The sequence below is a fragment of the Pedobacter sp. WC2501 genome, assembly GCF_052682415.1.
The window spans coordinates 1,667,578-1,688,632 of record NZ_JBQZFI010000001.1 but is presented as its reverse complement, the minus strand read 5'-3'; the positions used below and the strand labels follow the sequence as shown (position 1 = coordinate 1,688,632).

The window sequence follows — 21,055 nt, the reverse complement described above, 5'->3', positions numbered from 1 at the left end:
ATAAAATGAATTTCGATTTACAGCCCACACTAGAAAACGATTTAATTAAAGTAGTCCCGTTAAAAGAGTCTGACTTCGAAGCGCTTTTTGCAGTAGCTTCCGATCCGTTAATCTGGGAACAGCACCCCAATAAAGACCGCTATAAAAGAGACGTTTTCGAAAATTTCTTTAAAGGCGCTATAGAATCGAAGGGTGCTTTTATTATATATGAAAAAGAAACCAACAAAATTGTAGGTAGTTCCAGGTATTATGAGCTAAACGAAACAGACAGTTCGATTGCGATTGGCTACACTTTTATATCCCGCGAGTTTTGGGGCAAAGGACATAATAAGGCTTTAAAAGCTTTAATGTTTGATTATGCTTTTCAATTTGTGGATAAAGTAATTTTACATATCGGCGCTACTAATTTCCGTTCACAAAAAGCGACAGAAAAATTAGGTGCCGTTAAAATCGCTGAATTAGAGGTAGCCTATTATGGCGAGCCCTTAAAATGGAATTTTGTTTATCAGGCAGATAAAGAAAAATGGCTAAACAGGGCATCATAAAAATAAACCATATACTTTCAGAGATAAACATAGATTTATTTTCTTTATCTGTGTTCATCCTTTCCATCTGTGGTAAAAAATAATAGAGAAACAATGCCACGGAAACACAGAAACACGGAGTATTGCATCGCTTACATTCTATTCGTTACTTGATCCTAACAGTAGTCAAAGAATCTATCCCTAATTTACCACTACAATACCACACTCGGGAATTAATTCATTTAAAGTTTCGCCACATATTTGCACCGATAAACAGATGTTATTATCTTATCTGTGTTCATCCTTTTTATCTGTGGTAGAAAATTGAGCAACAATTGCCATGGAGGTAAATCGTCCTGAGGTGCCGTCATTTCGAGCGGAGTGCAACGCAGTCGAGAAATCTAAAAATATCGATCAATCCGCTTTTTTCTGGCAAACATCTTGCCTAATTATCTGTTGTTACCATAATGACAAGAGCATAACCGAATAAAATCGTGTTTGTGCTTTAGTATTGTTATCTTTGTATAATTCTCCATTCCACTCACCTTTCAAAACAAACAATTAAATAAAATATGGCTAAATCTCAGGCAACATACAGTAAAAAAGAGAACGAAAAAAAACGGTTAAAAAAACAAAAAGACAAACAAGAGAAAAAAGAAGAGCGTCAGGCTAATGCCAAAAAAGGTTTAGCACTTGAAGATATGATGGCTTACGTTGACGAAAACGGAAACATCTCTTCTACTCCACCAGATCCGAAGAAAAAGAAAGTAATTAATACAGAAGATATTCAGATTGGTATTTCAAGACAAGAGGACATCATTGATGAAAATCCTGTTAAAAAAGGAACAGTTACTTTCTTTAACGATAGTAAAGGTTACGGTTTTATTAAAAACACTGAAACACAAGACAGTATTTTCGTTCACGCAAACGGTTTAATCACCCAGATTAAAGAAGGTGATAAAGTTACGTTTGAAGTAGAAATGGGTCAAAAAGGACCAACTGCTGTTAAAGTATCGAAGGTTTAACAGCCTACAATTCAATTCTTTTTGCAGTTCCTAATTGCAAAACATGATTAAAATTCTGCAGAAAACTCTGCTGCGCCAGGTTTTATAATCCTATATAATTCCGTCTATTTAAGCATAAAACCTAGCGCATAATTTTCTTCATTCTTATTTCTACTCTTAATAGAGGCAGATAAATTTTGCCAGAATTCGATTCTAAAAATAAAATCTTAGAATTATTCCAAAATTTATACATCTAATTGCATGCTAATTTATTTTTACTCAGCACGGCAGGGGATAATTTATATTACTGTAAATAAATCAAATAGGATTATTAAAAGGAAAAACTGTAGCCTTTGGGTAAGGATAATCGTTTATGAAATAAAAAATATATAATCCCGGTGTGGAATTTGTATACGCTTTACATCATTACAGTACACACAAAGAAAAATAGATATGAAAAAGTTAATAACACTTGCACTTGTTGCATTTTTAGGTTTATCGTCAGCGATGGCTCAACAAGTAGATTTACGTAGAAAAATTAATGTAAGCGGAACGGCAGAAACAGAAGTTACCCCCGATATTATCTACATCAGCATTTCACTAAAAGAGTATTTAAACGGAAAGAAAAAAGTAGACATTACTGAACTGGAAAAACAACTGTTTTCCGCCGTACAAAAAGCAGGCATTGCAAAAGAAAACTTAACCATCAGCAATTTAAGCAGCTGGAATTATGAAACAGAGAAAAAGAAAAATCCTGATTTTTTAGCCAGCAAACAATACCGCTTAAAAGTGAGCGACCTGAACAAATTCAATGCAATATTAGAAGCAATTGATGCCAAAGGAATTGCCAATACAAACATTGAAAGCTATGATTATTCTAAAATTGAGAGTTTGAAAAAAGAACTTAAAATTAAAGCTTTATTAGCGGCAAAAGAGAAAGCAACTTACATGGTAGAAGCATTAGGCGATAAATTAGGAAGTGTAATTGAAATACAGGATGGTGGAGACAATGTAATACAACCGGTTTATAGAACTTTTGCGATGAAAGCTGAAATGTCCGATGCTGCTGGCGCTCCTGAAATTGATTTCAAAAAAATCAAACTGAATTTCACAGTAAATGCTGTTTTCGAAATTAAATAAGGACTTTAACAGTTTTAAATTAATGCTTTTCAAAACCTACCAGAACATTTTGGTAGGTTTTTTGTTAAGTATTGGTTGAACACTAAAAAAATTAGATATTATGAAAAAATTCATTTACACGTTAGCCTTGGTATTCTCGTTAGGTATTAGTTTTAATTCAGCTCAGGCTGCTGATAAACCTGCGAAAAACCCAACAGAATTAACTGCAGAACAAGCAGTGAAACTGGAAAGAATCAAAACCCGTGTTGAAGAGATCAGAGACATGGATAAATCGAACTTAACAAGAGCAGAACGTAAAGCTTTACGTAGCGAGTTAAGAGAATTAAAAGGTCAGGCTCGTGCTGTTTCTGGAGGTGTTTATCTTTCAGTTGGTGCAATCATTATCATCATTTTATTGTTGATCCTGATTTTATAATCATACAAAAAACACATCTATCTATAAAAACAAAAAGCTTTGCATTGCTGCAAAGCTTTTTTTATTAGAAATCTCGTCATTGTGAGAAGGCTTTTTCAGCCGACGAAGCAATCTTACTATAAGAGAAACTTCGTTTTCTTTAATTAATCGCCAAATGCCAAAAGGTTTTGCTACAGCATTAAGATTGCTTCGTGCCTCGCAATGACGATTTATCTAAGATTAATCAATCATATCAAATCCTGTGTACTTCACCAAAGCTTCCGGAATTTTAATTCCATTTTCCGTTTGGTAATTTTCTAAAATCGAAGCCACAATACGTGGTAAAGCCAATGCACTTCCGTTTAATGAATGTGCCAGTTGCGCCTTACCTTCTTTTCCTTTAAAACGCAGTTTCAAACGGTTACTCTGGTAAGTTTCGAAATTTGAAACAGAAGAAACTTCTAACCAACGCTCTTGTGCAGCACTCCAAACTTCCATATCATAAGTCATGGCAGATGTAAAGCCCATATCGCCACCACATAAACGCAACACGCGATAGTGTAACCCAAGTTCTTTCAATAAAGATTGTACATACAGGCTCATATCTTCCAGCGTTTCGTATGATTTATCCGGATGGGTGATCTGAACCACCTCAACCTTATCAAACTGGTGTAAACGGTTTAAACCACGTACATGAGCACCATAAGAACCCGCTTCTCTCCTGAAACAAGGGGTATAAGCCGTATTTTTAATTGGAAGATCTTCTTCCTTAACAATTACGTCACGGTATAAATTCGTTACCGGAACTTCAGCTGTTGGGATTAAATATAAATCATCAACAGTTGAATGATACATCTGTCCTTCTTTATCTGGTAACTGGCCGGTACCAAATCCTGAAGCCGCATTAACCAAATGAGGAACCTGCATTTCTTTATAACCTGCTGCTGTGGCATGATCTAAAAAGAAGTTAATCAATGCACGTTGTAATCTTGCTCCTTTTCCTTTATAAACCGGGAAACCAGCACCGGTAATTTTTACGCCAAGTTCGAAGTCGATAATATCATATTTCGCAGCCAATTCCCAATGTGGCAAAGCTTTACTTGGTAGTTGTGCAGGCTCACCATGTGTTAAAACAATCTCGTTTTCTTCTGCAGTAGAGCCTTGTTTTACCAAATGATAAGGCAAATTAGGCAATTGAACAATTAAATTGTGTTGTGCAGTTTCCAACTCATTCAACTTATCACTCAGGCTTTTGATATTTTCTTTGTGAGAAGCAGTTTGTGCTTTAATCGCCTCGGCTTCTTCTTTTTTACCAGTACGCATTAAATCGCCAATTTGTTTGGCAGCTGCATTCGCTTCAGCAGAAATATTATCCAGGGAAGTTTGTGTAGAACGGCGGTCCTCATCGATTTTAATGATTTCATCTACCAGTTCTGGTTGTTTAAAATTACGGATACTTAAACGTTCTAAAACTTTCTCTCTATTTTCGCGGATATAGTTAACTTGCAGCATTATTTAATTTTTTAAGCAAAGATAGCAAGAGTTTGGAGTTTGGGGTAAGAGTTTGGAAAAAACTGTAAACCATTAACTGTAAACTGCAAACCGAAATATGGATGGCAAACTATTTCTCGTACCAACGCCCATAGGCAATTTGGAGGATATGACCTTTAGGGCAATCCGTATATTAAAAGAATGCGATCTGATTCTCGCTGAAGATACCCGTACCAGTGCTCCAATGCTCAAACATTTTGGGATTGATAAACGGGTTTTCTCACACCACCAGCACAATGAACATAAGGCTACTTCAGAAATTATCAGGTTTTTGAACGAAGGACAGAAAATTGCCCTGATATCTGACGCCGGAACACCAGCCATTTCAGATCCGGGTTTTTTCCTGGTACGCGAAGCCATTAAAAATGATATTGCTGTAGAATGTTTACCTGGTGCAACGGCTTTTGTCCCTGCTTTGGTTAACTCAGGCTTACCTGCAGATGCATTTTGTTTCGAAGGTTTTTTGCCGGTTAAAAAAGGCAGACAAACTAAATTTAAAAAATTGGCCGAAGAAGACCGCACCATTATACTTTACGAAAGTCCGCACCGTTTATTAAAAACTTTAGAGGAATTTGCACAGTATTTGGGCGCCGACAGGCAGGCATCGGTAAGCAGAGAACTGACCAAGATGTTCGAAGAAACCGTGAGAGGCACTTTAGTAGAAATAAAATCACATTTTGAAAACAATACTTTAAAAGGAGAATTTGTAATTTGCATAGCGGGAAAACCTAATATTAAAAGCAAAAACAAATATGAAGATGCTGAAGAGTAGCATCAAAAACGTAACCACACAACAATTTAAAATATTATGATTAGCATAGATAGATTTCTGAGTGACGAGCAAGATCCAAAAGCGGTTGAAAAAGTTATTGGAAAATTAAACGACCTTTTAACCATGGGCGAAGAACTTTTATATTTAGCAGTACAGAAAAAACCTGCAGTAAACTTGTTACCAGATAGCATCGCGATTTCTAACAAGCGCATTTTTTATTGCGAACCTGGTAATTTGGGCTTAACGATGAATTTCAAGGATATTTCGTGGAAAAGCATTAAAGAAGTTTCGTTTAAGGAAGAATTTTTTGGTTCTAAATTTATCTGTGTACCACAACATGGCGAAAATATCGTTACTGAATTTATTCCGAAAGTACAGGCGCGAAAATTGCATCAGGCAGCAAACCAGCAATTGGAAGAATATAAGGAAATGCTGCGCCAGCAAAAACTGGAAGAAAACCGTGCAACGGCCTCTCCCATCAATTTAAATGCGCAGCCTTTAGTCGAAATTCCTGCTTACGAACCAACTCCTGAACCAGTAGAACCTGTTATTCAAATTGCTGAAGTTGTAGAAGAGCCTGAAGATGAAACCACTTTAAAATTACGCAAGCTTAAAACTTTGTACGATAAACACCTGATTACCCAGGAAGAATACGAAGCTAAAAAAGCAGACATTTTAGATAGTTTGTAATTCATACTGTCATGCTGAGGCACGAAGCATCCCTAACATAGTTGCACTGTACTTACATTAACAAAAACAAGATCAGTTCTTTGTCGCTTAGAGATTCTTCCTGCGTCAGAATGACAAGTAATTTTATATGAAATCTAAACAAACCTACCTACTCGCCTTCTTAAGTGCATTTTTACTTTGGCTAGCCTGGCCACCAATGCCTTTTACCACACCATTATTGTTGATCGGTTTAGTCCCTCTATTCATCGCTCTTGATTCAATTTCCACCAATACGATCAAAAAACAGGGAAAAAGAATTTTCTTAACTGCGGGCTTAACCTTTTTGGTTTGGAACACCGCGTCAACTTATTGGGTGTACAATGCCATAAGTGCATATAATACAGGTTTTATAGGAACCATAGTATCTTTTTTTGTTTCATTAATCCCTTACGGGTTAGGTGCACTTTTAATGACCTTTGCTTTCTGGTTATACTACAGGTTGGGCAAATACGTAAATAAAAAGATCGCCTATCTTGGCTTAATTGCCTTTTATATCGCTTTAGAATATCTTCAGCAAACCTGGGATCTGGCTTTTCCATGGATGACGTTAGGAAACGGTCTGGCTGGAATGCACCAATTGGCGCAATGGTACGATTATACCGGTATTTATGGTGGTTCATTATGGATTTTAGTGAGCAATATTCTCGCTTTTGAAGCTTACAAAAAACTCAAATCCCAAACTGGCTATTTAAGATTTAGAACCGCAGGAATCTGGGCTTTAGTAGTGATTATTCCCATCAGCATTTCATTAACTAAATATTTTACTGCTGAACAGAAAGGGACACCAAGCAATGTGGTGGTGGTTCAACCCAATATTGATCCTTATTTAAAACTAGAGAGTATCCCCCCGGCAGAGCAGATCAGGATATTGACACACCTATCAGACTCGATCGGACAACCCAATACCGAATATTTTATCTGGCCAGAAACTGCTATCCCAAATTATGCAGATGAGGATAGAATCCGGAGCAATCCTGATTTCATTAGTTTACAAAGCTTCTTAAATAAATATAAAAACGGCACCTTAATTACAGGAATTGAAAGCATTCGGTGGTATAATGACAAAAAAACCGTATCTGCAAAGAAATATCCTGATGGAATGTTTTTAGATAATTTCAATTCTGCCATGCAGGTAGAAAATTCGGCTAATGTTCAATTCTACCACAAATCGAAACTGGTTCCTGGAGCTGAAAAAATGCCCTTCCCTAAAGTGTTTTCATTTCTTGATGGTGTATTTTCACAATTAGGTGGAAGCGTAAGTGGTTGGGGATGGCAGGAAAAACCAAGCGTACTTTATGCACAAAGTGGAATTGGTGCTGCACCCGTTGTTTGCTACGAAAGTTTATGGGGCGACTGGATCGGTCAGCAGGTTAAAGATGGCGCACAATTTATTGCTATTATTACCAATGATGGCTGGTGGGGAAATACCTCCGGTAAAGACCAGCATATGATGTACGCTAAACTGAGGGCAATTGAAACCCACCGTGATGTTGCCCGCTCGGCCAATACTGGAATTTCATGCTTCATCAATCAACGTGGGGATGTAACACAAAGCACCAAATGGTGGACCAGAACTGCTCTAAAAGCCAACATCAACCTGAACGACGAGCTTACCTTTTATGTAAAAAGTGGAGATCTTATTGCAAAATTCTTCAGTCTAACAGCCATTATTTTAGCTTTGATCATTCCGTTTAGAAAATGGATCAGGAAACCTAGCCATGCTTAAACAACAATACGATTTCATTTTATCATCCAGAAATACCCTTTTAAATTATATCAAAGGCATTTCAGAAAAGGATTTCTTAACCAACAACAGTTCGTTTGGCAGAGGATCTATCAGAAATTTGTTGGTTCATATTGGTCAAACCTATTGCGCGTGGATTGGTGAAAGAGCCTTAGGCATTGAACAGGAGTTTTTACCTTTCGAAAAATACCAGACCTTACAAGACTGCCAAACTTATTTTAACCAGGCAGATGAATATATTGGCTTATTTACCGAAAAATTTAAAGGAAATGAGCTGCAGGAAGTGGAATTGCACAGAAATGGAGAGATTTTAACAATAAATCCATTGCAATTGTTTACCCATGTTATTACCCACGAATTTCATCACAAAGGGCAAATCATGTCGTTAAGCAGACATTTAGGCTACATACCCGTTGATGCCGATATTATCAGATAAAAATTATGCAACAAATAAAAAATCTCCGCTGGTCGGTATTGCTCTTGTTATTAACTTTAAATTTTGGTTGTGATCAGATTTCTAAAAAAATTGTGCGTACTGAGATCAGCGACTACGAACAGATCAGCATTATAAAAAACCATTTTACATTAACCAAAGTAGAAAACAGTGGGGCGTTTTTAAGTCTTGGCGATAATATGCCCTATATTTTCAGACTGATTATTTTAACAGGATTACCATTAATATTTTTGGGCTACGGGTTATATTTTCTTTTTGCTAAACGTAATTTACCGATGACTATGCAAATTGCTTTGTGTTTTCTGATTGGTGGCGGTATAGGCAATCTGTATGACCGGATTGTGCATGGATCGGTTACCGATTTTATGCATATGGATTTTTACCTCTTCCAAACAGGTGTTTTTAATTTTGCCGATATTTCGATTATGATAGGTGTAGGTATATTGCTTTTTCAGTCGTTAAGAAGCAAAATGGTTAAAGAAGAACCAATAGAAGAGGTTGAATAGCCACATTATTTCTTAACAAAGATTGTCTCCTTTAAACAAACATATTTTTATCTTTAGGTGTTAAACAATCTAAAAATAAAATCCAATCATGAAAAGAAATGCAACGGCCGTATGGCAAGGTTCTATTAAAGAAGGTAATGGTAACATCACTACACAAAGCACCACTTTAAATAATACTCAATATTCTTTTAATTCTCGCTTTGCAGAGGGTGTTGGAACAAATCCAGAAGAATTAATTGCTGCTGCACATGCAGGCTGTTTTACCATGAAACTATCTGCTAACTTAACTGAAGCAGGATTTACAGCTGATAAACTGGAAACTAAATGTGAAATTAACCTTGATCCATCAAAAGGTGAAATTGTTGAATCGCATTTAACCCTAATTGCTTCTGTACCTGATTTAACACAAGAAAAATTTGATGAACTGGTAGCTGATGCAGAGAAAAACTGCCCAATCTCTAAATTATTAAATACAACCATTACAGTTGATGCTACTTTAGCTTAATTGTGATGGCGGACCGGTAATAGATCGTCATTTCGAGCGTAGTGCAACGCAGTCGAGAAATCTGTCTGGATAGATCTCTCCATTCCGCTGAGCTTCAGTCGAGATGACGCCCGGTCTACAGTTCACAGTTTAAACAAGTAAACAGTTTTCAATTGGCAATTGACAATTTAACAATCTCAACAATTGAACAATTAAACCTTAAACACCTAGGCCATGTATTTCCCAACTATCGGCATTCTTCTTCCCATACCGAAGGCTTTAGGCGATACCCTTAAAATAGGTGGCGTTTGGTAACGTTTAAACTCGGCAATATTTACCATCTTTAAAATACGCAACACCAATGCCTCATCAAAACCCTGGGCAATAATGGCTTTTGAACCCTGTTTCTTTTCGATATGCTGATATAATATTTTATCTAGGATTTCATATTCAGGCAACGAATCTGAATCTTTCTGATCAGGTCTCAATTCTGCCGAAGGTGGTTTAACAATAGTATTAATGGGTATAATTTCCCTTTCCTTATTGATGTACCTGGCCAGCTCGAAAACCTGCATTTTATATACATCGCCAATTACCCCAATTGCGCCACACATGTCGCCATACAAGGTGCCATATCCCACTGCACATTCACTTTTATTAGAGGTATTCAGTAAAATATAACCAAATTTGTTGCTCATGGCCATATTAATGATTCCGCGGATACGGGCCTGAACATTCTCTTCTGCAAGGTTAAAAGGCAAACCCTTAAAAGCTGGTGCCAGTATATGATCGAAAGCCTCTGCAACCTCTTTAATTGGCACAATTTCGTGCATGCAACCAATATTATTAACTAAATCTAAAGCATCTTGAATAGAATGATCGGAAGAAAATTTAGAAGGCATTAAAACGGACATTACATTCTCCGGACCTAGCGCGCGACAAGCCAGGGCACATACTACGGCTGAATCAATTCCGCCGGATAAGCCCAAAACAGCTTTACTGAAACCAGATTTCCTGAAATAATCTTTTATGCCTAAAATCAATGCATCGTGAATCTGCTCAATATCTGTTAATCTTTCCGATTTAGGGTATTTGTTACGCACACTTTCTACCTCTTCTAAATCAAAAACCTGAAGATCTTCTTCAAAATACTTCATCTCTGCTTTCATTTCTCCATCAGCATCGAAAACCAAAGAACCTCCATCAAAAATAATTTCAGTTTGCGCGCCAACCTGGTTTACATAAAATACTGGCAGGTTATATTTTTTTGCATTGTCGGCCAATACTTTTATACGTTCATCATCATGGGTATATGAGAAAGGAGATGCCGCAATATTAATCATCACATTAGGTTGCTCCTTAATCAGCTCATCCATTGGGTTAGAAACATATAGTGGATTATCGTTGATATTCCACAAGTCTTCACAAATGGTTAAGGCAATTCTTTTTCCCTTAAAATCTATACAGTTAAATGTTGTGGCAGGTTCGAAATAGCGATATTCATCAAACACATCGTACGTTGGCAATAATGCTTTTTTAACAATTCCCTTAACTTTTCCTTCTTCGATAAAATACGCTGCATTATACAGGTCTTTTCCCTGTAAGATCTCATTTTTAACTGGCAAACCGACAATACAGGCAATATCTGTACAATGTTTGGCTATTTCCTGAGCAGCACCATCGCACAAGGTGATAAACTCATCAAACTCTAAAAAATCTCTTGGGGGATAACCACAGATAGCCAGTTCGGCAAAAACAACCAGATCAGCTCCTTTATCTTTAGCCAATTGAATATTTTCCGTTATTTTTTTTGTGTTAGCTTCAAAGTTTCCAATGTGGTAATTAAGTTGTGCTAGTGCTATTTTCATGTTTAATGTATCAAGGAGTGAGTATCAAGTATCAAGATAATATCCAGATTAAAAGAATACACCGAAATTAAGTGCCAAATAATGATTTCTAACATCCCTGGCTTTATCTGTTACAATGTTAGTGAAACCGTTATTAAAAGTTAAACCCGCAACAATACTGGTATTGCCAGAAATATCAAATTCGCCACCTCCACCGATGATTAATCCGGCACGGTAAAATTTGATATTATCAGACACATTTAAATTATCGCCAACAACCATACCGCCTGTAACCGCATCTTGTTTAGCACTGATATTGAATGAATTAGACAAACCAAACTGACCATACCAGCGTTTTCCGTCAGCCTTTACTGTTTTTAATTTAATGGTTAAAGGCAGTTCTACATATTGTAACTTATATTTTAAATCGTAAGCTTTTGGGGTACTGCTACTACTCGTTGCGTAATAAGGCAACACGTTTGCCTCCGTACTTTTACCGTTAATAGAAGTAATGGTTAAAGCGGTAGAAAAACTATAATTAGGAGCAAAATTAAAATCGCCAATTAATCCGTAAGAAAAACCCAAAGCTATTCCATCTGTTTTTCCCTGTTCAGGCTTAATCCAACCAAAAGTTGGGGTAGCAGTTAGGCCTAACCTAAAGCCATAATTGGTTATAGGAAAATTTTGCGCCCATGCGCCAATACTTAAAACAGACAAAATTAAAATGATTGATATTCTTTTCATGCTATAAGTGTTTATATATATTTGTTGTACATGATGTATAACGTTAAACACTGGCAAATTTATCTAATTTTTCTTTTTGCCATCACATTTATTTCCTGTAAGCAAAGCAACAGACCTGATGTAAGCAATATACAGGTAAACATTAAAATCGAAAGATTTGATAAAGAACTATTTGCCGGAAAAAACAAAAACATCATTGACATAGATAAACAGCTTGGCTCGAAATATGGTGTGTTTTACGACGATTTTATCCACCGGATTCTTGATAGTAAATACTCAAACACCGAATCTTTAGCCAATTTATATAAAGATCAGGCATATACCGATTTAAGCAAAGAAGTAGATAGTGTTTTCCCAAACTTAAAAGTACAGGAAGAGGGATTAAACGAGACTTTTAAATACATTAAATATTATTATCCAAAAGCGAAGATTCCAAAATTTATTTCTTTTGCTTCAGGTTTTGCTTACCAAATGCCAGTAGGCGATAACTATCTGGGTATTGGCTTGGACATGTTTCTGGGCAAAGACAGCAAATTTTATAGAGCGATTGTGCAAAGTGTACCCTTATATATTTCCAGGAGGTTTGCACCTGAATATATTGTGCCACGTGTAGCCGAGACGTATGCACATGAAGAACTGTTTGCAGAGCCTGATGACAATAGAACCTTGTTATCTAAAATGATCTTTCAGGGAAAGGTTTTATATTTTTTAGATCAGGTTTTGCCCGAAAACTTAAGCGATTCTATCAAAATCGGATATACTCAACAACAATTAGACTGGGTCCAAAATTTTGAGGGTGATATTTGGGCATATTTTTTAGAGAACAATTACCTGTATGAAACTGACTACCAAAAAATCCAGGTGTTTTTATCTGAAGGACCTTTTACCCCGGGTTTAGGCGAAAATAGAGATTCGGCACCAAAATTGGGTGTATGGATGGGTTGGCAAATTGTTAAGAAATACATGAAGGCGCATCCTGATGTTACTTTGCAACAGTTAATGGCAGATAACGATGCGCAAAAGATTTTAAATCAATCGAAGTATAAACCGAAACAGCAAAAATAGTCCTGAGTCCGGAGTCATTAGTCCTGAGTCAATTTATTAAACAAATATCCTAAATTAAATCTATGAAAGTTGGCATTGTATTATCAGGTGGAGGCATTAGGGGAATAGCTCATTTAGGGGTTTTAAAAGCCTTTAGCAATTTGGGTATCACCTTTAGTCACATTAGTGGAACAAGTGCAGGAGCCATAGCCGGAGCCTTTTTTGCAGCTGGTATAGATCCGGAAGAAGGTTTAAATATTTTCCTTAAAACCAAACTCTGGCGCTTTGTACGCCCGGCTGTGGGTTCTTTGGGATTAATTAATATTGAGAATACTGCTTTAATTTTAAAGGAATATTTTCCGGAAGATTCAATTGAAAAGCTAAAAATACCTCTAACCATTGCCGCCGTAAACTTTAGTGAAGGCAGATTGATTTACTTTACAAAAGGACCGCTTATTAGAGCCATTCATGCCTCTAGTTGTATACCTGGCATTTTTAAACCCATTATGATTGATGGTCAGATGTATGTGGACGGCGGCATTTTAAATAATTTCCCGGTCGAACCTTTAATGGATGAATGCGATTTCATTATAGGCTCATCATGTAACCACCTTAAGCCAGTTGATAAAATTACAGGTATTACCAATTTAATGGGTCGCGCAGGTATCATGTCGATCAACCACGATATGGAAAGAAAGGCTAAATTTTGTAATGTATTAATCGAACCAAAAGGTTTAGGGGCCATTAGTACGTTTGATATGAAACGTGCTGAAGATATTTATTGGCTGGCACACGAAGAAGCCTTGATAACGATTAAAAACAGTCCGACAATCTCTGAACTGATCACGAAATAACTGATCGTATTATTAATCTTCCGTTCGCTTTTTGAAGTATTAAAACTACAATAAACTCAATTAAATTATCTATTTAATTGAGTTTAAAAAATACATATACGCAATAAAAATATTACAATTTTCTTGGTGTTGATATAATATTACTTTACTTTAGGATTGTACTTTGCAAGCGCAGAGGAAATTAACCTAAATGTCTATTATGTTTTTCAACCAATTTATTCTTTTCCAAAGAAGAAGAATTCCTGTATTCACTATTTTCTAAATGACTTTCAGTCAAAAATCAGATCCATTATTAACCTAAAAAAAACCTAAACATGAAATTTTTAAAATTAAATAAAACCTTATTAACCGCACTTGCCCTATCTACAGTATTATACGCTTGTAAAAAAGAAAGGCCTACAGAAACTGCAGATTTAGAAAAACCAGAAATAGCTGCTGTGAATCCACTTGGTAATATTCAGATCTGCACAGAAAGGTCATTAGATGGCACTACCCCTAGAGGCGCGGTGTTAAAGTCGACAAAATGGACTCCAGGGACTACAATTAAGGTAAGTTTAAACGGAAGCACAGCAGCCATCAGGGCTAAAGTAATCCAATACGCAAAGGCTTGGGAACAATATGCCAACATCAAATTCAACTTTGTAACAAACGACAATACAGCCAAAATCAGGGTAAGTTTTGTAGATGGAGATGGATCATGGTCTTACATAGGAAAATCAACGCCTAGCACCGGTGCTACCATGAACTACGGCTGGCTAACTGCAAGTACAGCAGATTCTGAATATAGCCGCGTAGTAATCCACGAATTCGGCCATGCCTTAGGATTGATCCATGAACACCAACACCCATTGGTAGCTATTCCCTGGGATAAACCTGCTGTTTATGCTTATTACGCAGCTGCTCCAAATTACTGGAGCCAGGCAGAAGTAGATAATGCCTTATTTGCAAAATACACTACTACCCAAACCAATTATAGCGCTTATGATAAAAATTCGATCATGCACTATGCTGTTCCAAACGAATTAACCATCGGTGATTACGAAGTGGGATGGAATACTGTACTATCTCCTACTGATAAAACATTTATTGCTTCAGTATATCCATTTTAAAAATAAATAATTACACATAGTGGTATAATTGGCCACTATGTGTATTTTACTGCTATAAAATAAAAATTAGATATGCAGATTGCTTTGCGGATTTCCTTTTTTAAACAGTTTTTAGCCTGCTCAATCCTTATCCTATCCTGTAAAGTCATATCAGCACAAGACATCCCTCACAGGTGGAGCGTAAAACCTTATATCGGTCTCCAGCAATCTAAATTCGATTGGTCTATTGCCGGCAATGCGACCGGAACCAGTCCGAATGTACTATCAGAACTGATCTGGAAAAATCTTAAAGGGCCTGGTTTTGGCCTGGACATCAAATACAATATTACCAGGCGGTTCAGTGTTAAAGCCACCAACCAATACAGCAGCATAACAAAGGGCGAGGCAGAAGATACCGATTACGCAGATGATAACAGGCAGAATGCATTTTATTACGATCTCCTTAACGCAAATAAAGGTTACTTATATGATGCCGATTTACAGTTCAGTTATCAACTGCTAAAATTTGGCGATTTTAACATCAATCCAATTGTTGGACTTTCATACCATCAACAAAAATTTCATCTGTTAGAAAGTGCAAATAACCCTGACAGCAAAGGCTTAAACTCTACATATCAAGCAAGATATAAAGGATTCGATTTTGGAGCAGAACTCGTTCTTAAAATGCAGAAATTCAGTATAGGCACTACAATATTAGGCGGTTTTTATACTTATTCAGCAAAAGCCAACTGGAATTTAATTCCCGATTTTGCAAAACCGGTAAGCTTTACACATAAGGCAAATTCCTTTTCGCTAAGTGGCGATATCAATCTTGCTGTACCAGTAAACAAAAGTTTACGGGTAGAAGTTGACTATAAGATCAATAATATCAACACTTACTCTGGTGTAGATAAAGCTTATTTTAATAGCCGCGTTACAGAGGAAACTCAATTTAATGGTGCAAATTTTAGAAAAAACGCAGTATTATTAGGGCTAAATTTCAGCTTTTAATTTTAAGACTACCTCATTGTCCTCGATTGCAACGAGGATAAAAGAGAATGGCGATTTGATCGCCGAGAGGAAACAATTCTTGTGACTGATGCAACCACATTACAAATGTGGTTCTCCACAATCCTCGTTACAAATGAGGATTATATTAATTAGTTTTTAAGGCCACCAAACGTTCGCCTTCCAATACCGGAATTGTTTTGCACAGGTTTAGCTGCAAACAGAAAACAACATCTTCCTCTATATTCAACTGCGCCAAGCGATGGCTATGCGATGATTTGTGAAGGTATTTTCTCAGATCTGCTTTAGCCAAAGAATACAAATCTTCAGCAGCCACGCTAGAATCATCAAAATGTTCAAAATTCTGACGGAGATTATTTACCACCGCTCCGGCAAAAAGGGTATCTTCTAAATTAAACTGATCTTTCCAACCTGCGCAAAGCAAAAGCACATTTTTATCCTGACTTTTCAGATAATCGCAAAGCGAATCTAAATTAAGGAATGACCCGATCACAACCTGGTAAGCTCTTTTCTGTGCCAGATGCAAAGCTTTTGTCCCATTGGTAGTGGTTAAAACGACTGTTTTTCCTTTTACTTTTTCAAGGGTATAAGAGAACGGCGAGTTACCAAAATCGTATCCTTCTACAACCTCTCCATTTCGTTCTGCTGCCAATAAAAATCCGCTATCGCGATAGTTTAAACAATCTTCTACCTGGGCCACTGGAATAATCGCTTCAGCACCATTATCTATTCCATAAGTAATAGAGGAGGTAGCTCTCAAAATATCGATAACCACTACAATACTTTGTTCGATATCATATAAATCGATCAGGGCTGGTGTTAAACAAACTTCTATTTTTTTTGACATGCGATGAGATTTATTCATTAATAATTTCTTTTACCTTTTCTTCCAGGAGTTTTTGATCAGGTAAATAAAGTTGATATTTGGACACGAATATTTTATTGGATAGTCCACCAGTTGCATACTTAACCAAAAACTCATTTTTATCTGCAGCAATAATTATCCCAATGGGGTCGTTATCGCCCTCAACATTTTCTTCTTCTTTAAAATAGTTGAGATAAAAATTCATTTGGCCGATATCCTGATGTTTTACCTTTTTTGTTTTTAAATCAATCAATACAAAACACCGGAGTATTCGGTGATAAAATACGATATCGACGAACATGTGTTCATTATCAACAGTTATTTTAAACTGTCTCGCGACAAATGAAAAGCCCTTACCAAGCTCCAATAGAAATTTTTGGAGATTATCAATAAGTTTTTTCTCTAGTCCCGACTCTTTAATGATACTGCCTGTAGGGATGTTCAAAAACTCAAAAACATAAGGATCTCTGATTAAATCATCAGAGCTATTAATTACTTGACCTTTTTTGGCTAAAGTTAGTACACCTTCTTTATCTTTGCTTAGCGCTAGTCTTTGGAATAAAGCTGAATCAATTTGGCGTTTCATTTCTCTAAAACTCCAATTTTCTTTTATAGCCTGTGCTTCATAAAAACTTCTGGAGAGCTGATCAGAAATAGTTAAGAGTTCTGCATAATGACTCCAGCTAAGAAAAACGCCAGACGGTGTTTGGCGTTTTGGGAATTCGCCAGACACTGTCTGGCGAATTAAATCTTCGTCTGCTAAGGGCTGAAATTTAGGATAGTTTATGTAAAACAAACGCATAAGCTGCAAACTTGACCGGCTAAATCCTTTGCCAAATTTTAACTTCAAATCTGCAGAAAGCGTTACCAACAATTCCTTACCATACTCGGCTCTCTGTTTGCCGTGTTGTTCAAAATCAACAATATATCTTCCAATTTTCCAATTGGCAATAATCAGTTCAACATTAATTGCTTTTATCGCATTCTGCTTCGCCGTTTGTAAAGTTGACCCAATGTGGTAAAGCAGCTCATTATATTTATTTTCTTCCAGTTCCATCACTTCAAAAAATATTGCTGCTTTAACTATAAATCCTATTTATAAAAAGGAAACTTAACCACTTTAGCTTTAATTGGCGTATTGCGGATTAAAATAAAAACTTCAGTTCCTTCTTTAGTGAAATCTTTTGCGATGTAGCCCATACCTATTGCTTTTTGTAATGATGGTGCCTGGGTACCAGAAGTTACTTTACCAATAATATTTCCTTCGGCATCAGCAATTTCATAATCATGGCGCGGAATACCCCGATCGATCATTTCGAAACCAACCAATTTCTTTTGAATCCCAGCTTCTTTCTGCGCTAATAGTGCCTCCGAATTGGTAAAAGATTTAGAAAATTTAGTAATCCAGCCTAAACCTGCCTCAATTGGTGAAGTCGTATCATCAATATCATTTCCGTATAAACAGAAACCCATTTCCAAACGCAAAGTATCACGGGCACCTAATCCAATTGGCTTAATGTTGTATGGTGCACCCGCCTTAAAAATAGCATCCCAGATCTGATCTGCATATTGGTTTTCGAAGTAAATCTCAAAACCACCAGCTCCGGTATAACCTGTTGCAGAAATAACCACGTTATCAACGCCAGCAAAGGTACCTTTAACAAAAGTATAATATTCCATTGGTGCCAAATCAACATCGGTTAAGCTTTGTAAAGCATCAGCTGCTTTTGGACCTTGAATGGCTAAAAGAGAGGTTTGATCAGAAATATTGTGCATTTCTACACCTTCTGTATTAAACTGCTGAATCCAGTTCCAGTCTTTTTCAATGTTAGATGCATTTACCACCAACATATAGCTTTTATCATCTATTTTGTAAACCAATAGATCATCTACAATACCACCATCTTGATTTGGAAGGCAAGAGTACTGAACTTTTCCATCATATAATTTAGCAGCATCGTTACTGGTTACGCGCTGAATAAGATCCAATGCGTTTTCACCTTTAAGAATAAATTCGCCCATGTGGCTTACATCAAAAACACCTACACCGTTACGAACAGTTGCGTGTTCGGCATTAATACCTTCGTAAGTAACAGGCATATTGTAACCTGCAAATGGAACCATTTTAGCGCCTAAAGCGATGTGTTTTTCTGTTAATGCGGTATTTTTCATCCGTAAATTCTATTTTTTATGATAATGAAGCCAGTATAGCTGATATTCTGTGAATTATACAGCTTTATTCGTTATTCTTCTTGGGGTGCAAAAGTACTAAGAAAAAGACAAAATTTCGGGGTTAATTTTGAGGAGTTTTTAGATGATTTTTCTAATCATCCGTCATGCTGAACTTGTTTCAGCATCTATTAGAGTGGCACTCAGAGTTGACAACTTTCATTCTTGATGTCTATTAAAGTTGTCAACTCTGAGTGCCACCTATGTACCCACCAATTCTTCGTAAATCTTCAGCATTTTACCAGAGATTAAATGCACACCATGGTCGTTTTCGACAGTCTTACGGGCGTTCTCTCCAATCTCTACCCAACGTTTTGGATTAATGATACATTGTAAAATTGACCGGTAAAATTCATCAGCGGTATCGGCAATTAAAATGTCGTGCCCATGCCTGCAATTAATTCCCTCAGCCGCAGTAGTTGTGGCAATAATACATTTTTTCATAGCCATGCCTTCGATAATTTTAACCCGCATACCGGTACCAGAAATTAAAGGAACAATCATTATTGCTTTGGAATTCATAAATTCGACAGCATCAAATACCTCACCTTCTACGATCAGGTTCTCAGAATCATATTCAAAAAAATGTTTCTGCATGTTTTTCCCTGCGATATAAAAACGAAGGTCTTTATTTAGTTTTTCGATATCGGGCCAGATATCATCCAAAAACCATTCTAATCCTTCCTGATTTGGCCGCCAGTCCATCGCACCTAAATGAAAAAGTGTAGGAAAACTGGTTTTACTTTTATCTACTTTATATTTTTCTAAATCGATGGCAACCGGAAAAACCGACATTGGAATTTCGCAGCCAAACCTTAATATACTTTGCCGATCGGGCTCACTAATGGCAAAAATATGATGGAAACGGTTAATCTGATCGGTTTCATACGCCTTAAGCCGCTGGGCTAAAAAAGCCAGGTATTTACGTCTGATTAAAAACTTTTCTGAATGAGAAAGACGTTCCCAAAGGGTAAATTCGATATTGTGTGCCCGATAGATGAGCCTGGCATTACTGTTTGCCTTAACCACATCCAGATAAGGAACAACAAAAAGCCCCTCGAATTGAATAATATCGAACACATTTTCGCGTAAGAGATTTTCTAACTGACTTGCGGCATCCTCGCTGTAATACCTGGAAACATTATAAGATTCGTTGGTGAAAATATTAAAAAATGCCGACCATACATTTACATCGGTATCTAAATCACAGGTATGGTATTTAATCTGTTCAAAAATAGGATCGTAAATATCTTCAATATCAATTCTTCCTTTGGTAGGGTTGAGGCTAAACAAAGTGATATCTGCACCAAGTTGCAGCAAACCTTTTATGGTATTGTAAACCACAATAGGATAACCACTATTTGGCGGAAAGGGAATCCGCTTGGTAATCAACAGAATTTTCACAATGCTGTGAAATTACGAAATTTTAGGCGTTTTTTGAAAACAGATCCAACTGAGGATCGCTTACATTAAAAGTTCTGCGATGAAAAGGTGATAATCCGATTTCAATTACAGCCTTACGGTGTGCAATGGTTGGGTATCCTTTATTCTGCTGCCAATTGTAATGCGGAAAATCAACGTGTAGGTTGGTCATATATTCATCGCGGTGGGTTTTGGCTAATATAGAAGCAGCAGCAATATTTAAATATTTCCCATCGCCCTTAATGATACAGCTATGCGGAATCTGCGGATAGGTTTTGAAACGATTGCCATCAATTACCAGATATTGTGGTTGGGTATGTAATTTTTCTATCGCCCTGTGCATGGCCAAAAAAGAAGCATTTAAAATGTTGATCTGATCTATCTCTTCGTGATCACAAGAAGCTACGGCCCAGGCTAAAGCTTCCTGTTCTATTATGGGTCTCAGAGCAGCCCTTTGCTCATGCGATAACTGCTTAGAATCATTTAATCCCTCTAACACAAAACCTTTTGGCAATATTACCGCTGCAGCAAAAACAGGACCTGCGAGGCAACCTCTTCCAGCTTCATCACATCCGGCCTCTAATAATTCTTCCTGATAACAGTTTAACAACATATTGCAAATCTAAAGAAT

22 protein-coding genes are annotated in these 21,055 nt (G+C 36.8%); 14 read left to right on the top strand and 8 right to left on the bottom strand.

What is annotated here, in order from left to right:
• Positions 1-5: 5 nt before the first annotated feature.
• From ACUN24_RS07340 to ACUN24_RS07325, 4 genes are all read left to right on the top strand, one after another.
• A complete protein-coding gene (locus tag ACUN24_RS07340) occupies positions 6-545 on the top strand; it encodes a GNAT family N-acetyltransferase (RefSeq protein WP_445561896.1) in 540 nt (179 codons plus the stop codon).
• A gap of 551 nt (positions 546-1,096) precedes the next feature.
• On the top strand, positions 1,097-1,549 hold the full coding sequence (locus ACUN24_RS07335) for a cold-shock protein (RefSeq protein ID WP_029277369.1): 453 nt from the start codon (positions 1,097-1,099) through the stop codon (positions 1,547-1,549).
• 432 nt (positions 1,550-1,981) lie between these two features.
• Positions 1,982-2,668 (top strand): SIMPL domain-containing protein, encoded by a 687-nt coding sequence (locus ACUN24_RS07330; protein WP_445561895.1) that lies wholly within the window; start codon positions 1,982-1,984, stop codon positions 2,666-2,668.
• A gap of 100 nt (positions 2,669-2,768) precedes the next feature.
• Positions 2,769-3,083 carry a seryl-tRNA synthetase gene (locus ACUN24_RS07325; protein WP_029277363.1) on the top strand — a complete coding sequence of 105 codons (315 nt, stop codon included), beginning with the start codon at positions 2,769-2,771 and terminating at the stop codon, positions 3,081-3,083.
• 219 nt (positions 3,084-3,302) lie between these two features.
• On the opposite strand, the gene serS is transcribed toward ACUN24_RS07325, so the two are convergent.
• Entirely contained in the window at positions 3,303-4,574 is a 1,272-nt protein-coding gene (serS, locus tag ACUN24_RS07320; RefSeq protein ID WP_445561894.1) for a serine--tRNA ligase, read from the bottom strand.
• Between the two features lie 97 nt (positions 4,575-4,671).
• Here serS and rsmI point away from each other — a divergent pair, with 97 nt between their 5' ends.
• From rsmI to ACUN24_RS07290, 6 genes are all read left to right on the top strand, one after another.
• Positions 4,672-5,385, top strand: coding sequence for a 16S rRNA (cytidine(1402)-2'-O)-methyltransferase (gene rsmI / locus ACUN24_RS07315; RefSeq protein ID WP_445561893.1), 714 nt, complete (start codon positions 4,672-4,674; stop codon positions 5,383-5,385).
• 36 nt (positions 5,386-5,421) lie between these two features.
• Positions 5,422-6,075, top strand: coding sequence for a PH domain-containing protein (locus ACUN24_RS07310; protein ID WP_445561892.1), 654 nt, complete (start codon positions 5,422-5,424; stop codon positions 6,073-6,075).
• A gap of 127 nt (positions 6,076-6,202) precedes the next feature.
• Positions 6,203-7,840, top strand: coding sequence for an apolipoprotein N-acyltransferase (gene lnt, locus ACUN24_RS07305; RefSeq protein WP_445561891.1), 1,638 nt, complete (start codon positions 6,203-6,205; stop codon positions 7,838-7,840).
• The gene (locus ACUN24_RS07300; protein WP_445561890.1) at positions 7,833-8,294 is read left to right on the top strand and encodes a DinB family protein; all 462 of its coding nucleotides are present in this window, start codon (positions 7,833-7,835) and stop codon (positions 8,292-8,294) included. The genes lnt and ACUN24_RS07300 overlap by 8 nt, the downstream gene beginning before the upstream one ends.
• A 5-nt stretch (positions 8,295-8,299) precedes the next feature.
• Entirely contained in the window at positions 8,300-8,818 is a 519-nt protein-coding gene (gene lspA, locus ACUN24_RS07295; protein ID WP_445561889.1) for a signal peptidase II, read from the top strand.
• An 88-nt stretch (positions 8,819-8,906) separates the two neighbouring features.
• Positions 8,907-9,323, top strand: coding sequence for an OsmC family protein (locus ACUN24_RS07290; RefSeq protein WP_445561888.1), 417 nt, complete (start codon positions 8,907-8,909; stop codon positions 9,321-9,323).
• A gap of 206 nt (positions 9,324-9,529) precedes the next feature.
• On the opposite strand, the gene ACUN24_RS07285 is transcribed toward ACUN24_RS07290, so the two are convergent.
• Both ACUN24_RS07285 and ACUN24_RS07280 read right to left on the bottom strand, forming a co-directional pair.
• Positions 9,530-11,170 carry an NAD+ synthase gene (locus tag ACUN24_RS07285; protein WP_445561887.1) on the bottom strand — a complete coding sequence of 547 codons (1,641 nt, stop codon included), beginning with the start codon at positions 11,168-11,170 and terminating at the stop codon, positions 9,530-9,532.
• Between the two features lie 48 nt (positions 11,171-11,218).
• Entirely contained in the window at positions 11,219-11,893 is a 675-nt protein-coding gene (locus tag ACUN24_RS07280; RefSeq protein ID WP_445561886.1) for a porin family protein, read from the bottom strand.
• 30 nt (positions 11,894-11,923) lie between these two features.
• On the opposite strand from ACUN24_RS07280, the gene gldB reads away from it, so the two are divergent.
• The 4 genes from gldB (at position 11,924) to ACUN24_RS07260 (ending at position 15,890) form a co-directional block, all read left to right on the top strand.
• A complete protein-coding gene (gldB, locus tag ACUN24_RS07275; protein WP_445561885.1) occupies positions 11,924-12,958 on the top strand; it encodes a gliding motility lipoprotein GldB in 1,035 nt (344 codons plus the stop codon).
• A gap of 62 nt (positions 12,959-13,020) precedes the next feature.
• On the top strand, positions 13,021-13,791 hold the full coding sequence (locus tag ACUN24_RS07270; RefSeq protein ID WP_445561884.1) for a patatin-like phospholipase family protein: 771 nt from the start codon (positions 13,021-13,023) through the stop codon (positions 13,789-13,791).
• 314 nt (positions 13,792-14,105) lie between these two features.
• Positions 14,106-14,900, top strand: a complete 795-nt coding sequence (locus tag ACUN24_RS07265; RefSeq protein WP_445561883.1) for a M12 family metallopeptidase — start codon at positions 14,106-14,108, stop codon at positions 14,898-14,900.
• A 72-nt stretch (positions 14,901-14,972) separates the two neighbouring features.
• A complete protein-coding gene (locus tag ACUN24_RS07260) occupies positions 14,973-15,890 on the top strand; it encodes a hypothetical protein (RefSeq protein ID WP_445561882.1) in 918 nt (305 codons plus the stop codon).
• Positions 15,891-16,035: 145 nt separating this feature from the next.
• Here ACUN24_RS07260 and ACUN24_RS07255 read toward each other — a convergent pair whose 3' ends face one another.
• The 5 genes from ACUN24_RS07255 to ACUN24_RS07235 form a co-directional block, all read right to left on the bottom strand.
• Positions 16,036-16,755 (bottom strand): 2-phosphosulfolactate phosphatase, encoded by a 720-nt coding sequence (locus ACUN24_RS07255; RefSeq protein ID WP_445561881.1) that lies wholly within the window; start codon positions 16,753-16,755, stop codon positions 16,036-16,038.
• Positions 16,756-16,765: 10 nt separating this feature from the next.
• Positions 16,766-17,830, bottom strand: a complete 1,065-nt coding sequence (locus tag ACUN24_RS07250; protein ID WP_445561880.1) for a PDDEXK nuclease domain-containing protein — start codon at positions 17,828-17,830, stop codon at positions 16,766-16,768.
• Between the two features lie 35 nt (positions 17,831-17,865).
• Entirely contained in the window at positions 17,866-18,945 is a 1,080-nt protein-coding gene (gene gcvT, locus ACUN24_RS07245) for a glycine cleavage system aminomethyltransferase GcvT (RefSeq protein ID WP_445561879.1), read from the bottom strand.
• A gap of 258 nt (positions 18,946-19,203) precedes the next feature.
• Positions 19,204-20,406, bottom strand: coding sequence for a glycosyltransferase family 4 protein (locus tag ACUN24_RS07240; protein WP_445561878.1), 1,203 nt, complete (start codon positions 20,404-20,406; stop codon positions 19,204-19,206).
• A 22-nt stretch (positions 20,407-20,428) separates the two neighbouring features.
• The gene (locus ACUN24_RS07235; RefSeq protein WP_445561877.1) at positions 20,429-21,037 is read right to left on the bottom strand and encodes a ribonuclease HII; all 609 of its coding nucleotides are present in this window, start codon (positions 21,035-21,037) and stop codon (positions 20,429-20,431) included.
• Positions 21,038-21,055: the final 18 nt, after the last annotated feature.